This window comes from Corynebacterium sp. HMSC078H07 (genome assembly GCF_001812805.1).
GTDB lineage: Bacteria > Actinomycetota > Actinomycetes > Mycobacteriales > Mycobacteriaceae > Corynebacterium.
This window is the reverse complement of sequence record NZ_KV810506.1, coordinates 1-280: the sequence shown is the minus strand read 5'-3', so window position 1 is coordinate 280 and position 280 is coordinate 1. Positions and strand designations below refer to the sequence as shown.

Sequence of the window (280 nt, the reverse complement as noted above, 5' to 3'; positions counted from 1 at the left end):
AATCACAAGAAGGTCGCACGCATCATGAAATCCATGGGGCTAAAAGGCTTTACTAAGCGGCGTCGGTGTATCACCACCAGGCGTAAGCCTGGCCACCGCGTCATGCCAGATCTCGTGGGCCGTAAATTCACCGCTGACAGGCCGAACCAGGTCTATGTAGGCGACATCACCTACCTGCCGTGTAAGGGCGGCAAGAACATGTACCTGGCCACGGTCATCGACGTCTACTCGCGCAAGCTCGTCGGTCATGCACTCGCTGACCACATGCGGGTATCGCTGG

Annotated in this window: 1 protein-coding gene; it reads left to right on the top strand. The window is 57.5% G+C overall.

All coding sequences use genetic code 11. The features are described 5' to 3' along the window. The coding region (locus tag HMPREF2875_RS13735; RefSeq protein ID WP_141754616.1) for a DDE-type integrase/transposase/recombinase at positions 1–280 on the top strand (280 nt) is incomplete at both ends.